Below are 6,099 nucleotides of genomic sequence, written 5' to 3' on the forward strand. Positions count from 1 at the left end.
AAACTTTATTTTAAATCTACAATTCAGTTTCTTTTTTTCTATAATTCGCATATTGCTCTTTTAGTTCTTCTAATGTGGTTCCTTTTACCAATGCTGCTATAGTTTTCTCTACATATTTATTTGATAAATTCAACTTGGCGGCTATATCTTGGCTATTTTCCCCAGACAAAGCAAATTTAATGATAGATAACACTTCATCCGTATAACCCCCTAAAGTATTATTATTTTTTATTTCTGTATCTGTAAGTTCACTTATGTTTATTTTCTCTAGCTCATTTTGATCTTCAGGAAAAATCGATTTAATGATAGAACTCATTTCTTTTAACAAAGCTGGTGAATTGCCTAACCTCTTTATGGTGCCGATTCTATCTTTTTCTTTATATATTTCTGTCAAGGCTTCGAAAATCTGCTCAATTTCAATACTACCGTACTTTTGATAATACTTAATCATGTTATCTGTATCTTGGACCGGAAAAAGATTATATAATTCATCACTGGAATACCCTCGACTTAACAACTCATTGCTAATCCTTCCGAATTCAAACATTTCAACTACTTCTGCAAATTTCCAGTAAAAGTTTTTAGGAAAAGGTAGAATGCTATGTAATTCTTCCATTGTACCTGAGCGATAATATTCAAGTAACTTTTCTTTCATTTCCTTCTGATCTTCTACCTGTTGGTGAGTCTCCGAAATGTCGATTGCTCGTGCATAAGAAGGAATTTCTTTTGTTAATTTTATTGCCTTTCTATTTTTTCTTACTTCATTTTCATCAATAACATCGATATTCTCCCTATCGGTATGGAAGATGTAAAATTCTCGTTGAGGATATTGAGTATGGAGCGATTTGTAAGCTTTCCACGCTAAAGAAGAATCTTCATGAGTGGAAATGACGGACATATTCAATATTTTACGAATTGTACCTATTACTTCTATTTTTAGAACTTCTATTAAAACAATCTGGTTAGGGAAAACGCTTTTAACTTCAGTCCAATCCATTGTTGTCCTCCTTTATTTTTAGTACCTTTTTGCTCTTATACCTCTAGCGTAAAGCTTCATAAGAGCTTGTGCAATCGGATTATGCCCATTGCAAAGGAAAGAAAAAAAGAAAACCACGTTATATAACGTGGCTTATTTCTTCAATTTATCTAATATGTCTACAGCACCCTTTTTCGGATTTAACGCAAATTTCGTTCCTTCTATGGCTATTGTTTTGGCGAATTCTTTGTTGGAAATAGCTTGTAAGAGCATCTCTACTAGAAATTCATTATCGTTCTCATTAAGGTCTCGAAGTTTCTCTTTAAATGCACTCAAATTTGAATTTAAGGGATTACCAACTGGATAGGATAGTTCATCTATATATTTTGTTATCCATTTTCTCCGCTCGTTCTCCAATGTATAAGTGGGATCTTTAAATGTCTTATAAATGGTGTAAGGCATTAATAAAAAGGCTTTCCCACCCTGTAATCCTTCCCACATATTAAACTTCTCAGCCATATATCTAAATCGCGGATCTTGAAGTACTTCTTCCGTTGTATAGCTCTTTGTATTATCTGACTGAAAGTTATTATAGTTATAGCTGCAGTTATGACAGAACTTGGCCTGTGGTAGTCTTTCTGTTCCACATTCAGGACAAAATTTCATGTTGAACACCCCTAATAAATATGTATATACTATGTTCTTACATCTTAATTTCCTAATACTTTTAGCATATAACCTACTGAGGTTACTTGCAATGAAATTAAAAAAACCTTGCTTGGTTGAGCAAGGTTCCGATGATTAGAAATTGATGATCCGCAACTCCCAGCCATCCTCTTTAGGGTAGATTTTCGTCTGCTTATTATTCACTTCCCAAAGGAGTTTTTGTTTAATATTCCTCGCATTATAATACGCTTTTTCAACACTTTCAGCGGTCATTGTAGTGGTTTGTGGTCTCTCTTCATAATAGAGCTGCCATGTTACTTGATTCATATATTTATACCCTCTTTCATTAATTTGAACAAAAAACGTTCTTTCATATGTGCAGATAATATAAAGAAACACAAAACCAAACAGTTCCTGTCACATCAAGGTTTGTCCACTTTTATTCTCTAAAAGGAAAACAGAATAATATACAATTCTATATGTTTAGTGGTCAGATTGTGGTCAAAGAAACAGGGTGCCTCAAATAAAATGGGGCATCCATTTACGCATATTATTACATCATGCCGCCCATTCATGTTTAAATAAAATATTAAAAAAATAGGATAAAAAAAGACTATATATCAATATTTTGCAAGGATCCAAAACAATAATTTTAAATGGGACATTATCAAGTCGAGGACAAGCTCGAGGACAGAAAAAGCCCTTCCACTATCCAATGAATTAAATATTAGAAAGCTGACGTTGAACATTCTATTGTTCCGAAGAGACTTTGACGAACAGAAGATTAACACCTAAGTAATGTAAAAGGCACGTAGCTCCCTCAAGTATATCTTTAAACACTTCCGATAAAGGTCGCTCTTCTAGTTTAAAGTAAGCAGCATCCCCCTTTCGGTGACTACCGATAAGTTGCGTCATCGCAGTTCTTGCGGATGAGTTCGTGAGCACAGTAAGAACGTAGGCAAACGGGCAATCCCCCCCTCTTGGAGAGCCTGTTTTGTTATAAAATAATCGAATTGAACACCCCCTAGAAAGTAAGTCGATTCCTTCAATACCATCAAATATCACTAGACTTTACAGCTATCTGATCAGGGAAAATGCCACATTCATTGGCCTTTTCCACAATAATCAATTTTATAATTTCTCGATATTTTCCATATTTACAAGATAGAGAAAGGTTATTTGGTATGAACATATTTAGTAATGAATGTTTTTATTTTAAAAAATTCATAAACTAATAGCTGGTTTTCTTTAAGTATTATAATTCACAATAATGAAGTCCATATCCAATAAAGGACTGAGCTTCTCTTTATCATAAAATTTCTATTTTTTGTACTTTTCCGTTCGTCCTAGATGACACCGTCCCAGCCTAACCCAAAGCAAAATCAAAGGTATTGCCTTAGAATTTACGTGTACCTGCATATTAAGTGAAACGTCCTCAAAAACTGGTCTTCGACTGTCTTCATATAGCCACAGCCCTAGCTACATCCTATAGTTACTGGCTCAGAGTTTGAATACCTTCTAACTGCTTCCTTACCTTGTGCATTTTTCCCACAAGGAGAACAGAAAGTAACAAAACCAACTCATTTATATGACAAATCATTTATAAGTTTCCCCCTATTGCGAAAAGAATAATTATTTAATAAAGCTGACTATCAAAATATTCGCCCTTTTTTTGAATGTGGACTATTTGTCCATTCATATCATTTCCTATTACCATATGATACTACTGAAAGGTGGTGTTACTTATGAGTTTTACCAATAGCGATAGCTATGGATTATGTAAGGGGTGCTTTAAACAACAAAGGTTTTGCACATGTAAAGACTCCTACCATTCGGACACAGTTAACCAAGAAGTAACCGAACATTGTGACCAAACATTCTCTGAGCATAATCCACAATGCCAATCCATTGGGGAACAAGAACAGCAACAACTACAACAACAGGGTGGGCTTGAACAGGCACAAGGGCCTCAGAATCAAGAACAAATCCAAGAAGGGCAAAGTCAAGGGCCTCAAACGCAAGAACAACAACAAGGCGACCAAACCCAAGGAAATCAAACTCAAGGGCCTCAAACACAAAGCCAAAATGAGATACAAGAGCAAACGCAAATCCAGGACCAAACCGAAGACCAGGACCAAACTCAAGGACCTCAGTTACAAGCCCAAAGACATGGCGATCAAACTATGGAAAATAACCAGACCATTTCAACCCCGGTGGACGTGGATGGAGTCAATGTGAATGTTCAGTGTGGAGACTGTAAGCCTACTATAATTTTTCCAGATGACTTCTTTGAGAAAAATAAGAAGAAAAAGGATCACAATCAAAGGGGGGACGACATGGAAAATTGCAAATGTAAGGAAAATAAATGTCCAAAAGATTGTGATTGCTGTGTCCAAAATCTTGCAGACCTATTAAGAAAAGTACAAAATTTCCAAACTACTTTAACAAATCCAGCAAATCGAGCAATCGACATATATTTCAGCACAGTGAACGGATTGCCGAATCCATCTGAAGGACAAGTCATTTCAGATATAGTGGATTGTTCAGTCCTTAGGTTTAGACCTGCTGACCAGATTACGATTGTTCCGAATACAGCCGTACAATTATGTGATGTTGCAGGTATATGCGCGACAGATACAGATGCTACTCCTGAAATTTCCAATGTTTATGAATTTCTCCTCCAACAGGCTTATGAAGACACTGAAGATTGTTCCTACCAAAAAAGGAAGAAACCATGTAATTGTCCTTGCTGTGCTTCAGGTATTGGAGAAGAGTTAAGGTGTACAGCCAACTTCGGACTTCTCCTTGATGTTTATCTCAAGGGGCAGACCACAGCACTTCCTCTTTATGTGCTTACGGTAAAAGACTGCCTTGCTTACTTTGTAAACGATATTACTGATCTAGACTCGATTTGTGTCTTCTCACTATGTGCCATAAGTGGATTTACCGTTGTTAGTCAAACATTGGGCACAATAGATAGTGCCTAGAATTTATGCACTAACATGCTGCATTAAAAATCAATTATCTATCAGAAGATTTTAAGGCACGAATATTACTACTAACACCTAATCAGCCTTTTTCTTTCCCTCCAAAAATGGATGTTTGTATTAGTTGATTAACCTATACGCAAAAAACCTAGAAGCATATATTATTATTGAATTTAGAAACTTAATCTCAAGGAGGAAGTAATTTGATGATATATCATTCAGAAGGTAAACATTGCGGCTGTAAAGAACAGGAAGAGTGCACTTGCAAAAGAAGAATGGGAAATCATCCGAAGATGAATCATCATGGATATGATCATCATGGATATGAAAAATGTGAAATGCCTAAAAAAAATTGGTACGAAGAGAAAGAGCCTTGCCCAGACCGTGTAAAAGGATTCAATTTGTGCAAACAAAGAAATGAATTAAGGTGCTTTAAACATTGCGAGCCAATTTCCCAGCCATGTGATGCATTATTCTATAACTATTTTACCAGCAGGACTAATTTTGAATTTAGCGGGTTAGTTGTGATTAAAAATACAGGGAATCCAACTAGCGGCTGTTCTATGCAGATCCGTGTTACAGATAGAGCAGGCACTGCAATTGTTGCAACAGTTAGCGCTGGAGCATCAGTTCCAATCTTTGTTGAAGGGTTAACTTCGCTTGATATTGCTTGTCTTCCAAATGAACCAGAGCTTCCTGTACCAGCAACTTGCAGTGGCGAAGTCATCTTTGACCTTGAATACTGTGCGACAAGACTTTGTCTATAAGTAATGAACTTTGACAAAATAATTCATCAGTGTGAAGAATCCCTCTTAATGTTCATAATTAACTAAGAAATGATCCCACAAGAATTTAGTTAATCCCCTCCAATGTATTTTTCTTTAATATTTTTAAAGAAGAATCCCTGTTTATTATTTATGAGGAATTTCTGAAAAAAAGCATAGCTAATTTTGAACTAAATTTGTATTGTAGGTGAATTAACCAATATAAACACCCAAAAATGGGTGTTTATATTGGTTAATCAGCCCATGCCAAGAAACCCAATATACATATATTGATAGTATCTTTCAAGAATATGGGGAGGAAGCTTTTGTATGTTTTTTATAAATAGATCCTGTGGGTGTAGGGGCTTCCAACGATGCAATCAATGTCATAGAAGCGTTGGGGGCCCAAAAATATACATTAACGAAAGTATATGTACTGGAAAGTCAAAATCCGTGTTTAAACTTAAACACAGTGAAAAGGGAAAACATTATTTTGAGCATCATGGAAAGCATCATTGCAGATCGGATGACTGTGAAAAAGACAAGTGCAAATGCGATGACTGTGAAAAACACAAGTGTAAATGCGTTGACTGTGAAAAACACAAGTGCAAATGCGAGGATTGCGGGAAAAACAAGTGCAAATGCGAGGATTGCGGGAAAAACAAGTGCAAATGCGAGGATTGCTGGAAAGACAAGTGCAAATGCG

General features: G+C 35.8%; 6 protein-coding genes. 3 read left to right on the forward strand and 3 right to left on the reverse strand.

Annotation, left to right across the window (positions count from 1 at the left end; all coding sequences use genetic code 11):
- Positions 1 to 16: 16 nt before the first annotated feature.
- From CWS20_RS27315 to CWS20_RS27325, 3 genes are all read right to left on the reverse strand, one after another.
- The gene (locus CWS20_RS27315; RefSeq protein ID WP_101226464.1) at positions 17 to 997 is read right to left on the reverse strand and encodes a hypothetical protein; all 981 of its coding nucleotides are present in this window, start codon (positions 995 to 997) and stop codon (positions 17 to 19) included.
- Positions 998 to 1,129: 132 nt separating this feature from the next.
- Positions 1,130 to 1,642, reverse strand: coding sequence for a zinc ribbon domain-containing protein (locus CWS20_RS27320; protein WP_101226465.1), 513 nt, complete (start codon positions 1,640 to 1,642; stop codon positions 1,130 to 1,132).
- Between the two features lie 135 nt (positions 1,643 to 1,777).
- Positions 1,778 to 1,969, reverse strand: coding sequence for a hypothetical protein (locus tag CWS20_RS27325; RefSeq protein ID WP_101226466.1), 192 nt, complete (start codon positions 1,967 to 1,969; stop codon positions 1,778 to 1,780).
- Positions 1,970 to 3,387: 1,418 nt separating this feature from the next.
- Between CWS20_RS27325 and CWS20_RS27335 the strand changes: the two genes are divergently transcribed.
- From CWS20_RS27335 to CWS20_RS27820, 3 genes are all read left to right on the forward strand, one after another.
- Positions 3,388 to 4,629, forward strand: a complete 1,242-nt coding sequence (locus CWS20_RS27335; RefSeq protein WP_031540257.1) for a hypothetical protein — start codon at positions 3,388 to 3,390, stop codon at positions 4,627 to 4,629.
- A 206-nt stretch (positions 4,630 to 4,835) separates the two neighbouring features.
- Positions 4,836 to 5,396 carry an S-Ena type endospore appendage gene (locus CWS20_RS27340; protein WP_031540256.1) on the forward strand — a complete coding sequence of 187 codons (561 nt, stop codon included), beginning with the start codon at positions 4,836 to 4,838 and terminating at the stop codon, positions 5,394 to 5,396.
- A gap of 490 nt (positions 5,397 to 5,886) precedes the next feature.
- Positions 5,887 to 6,099: hypothetical protein (locus tag CWS20_RS27820; RefSeq protein WP_206605396.1), on the forward strand; the 213-nt coding region annotated here is incomplete at its 3' end.

Origin of the sequence: Cytobacillus horneckiae (assembly GCF_002835735.1) — a bacterium.
Classification (GTDB): domain Bacteria; phylum Bacillota; class Bacilli; order Bacillales; family Cytobacillaceae; genus Cytobacillus; species Cytobacillus horneckiae.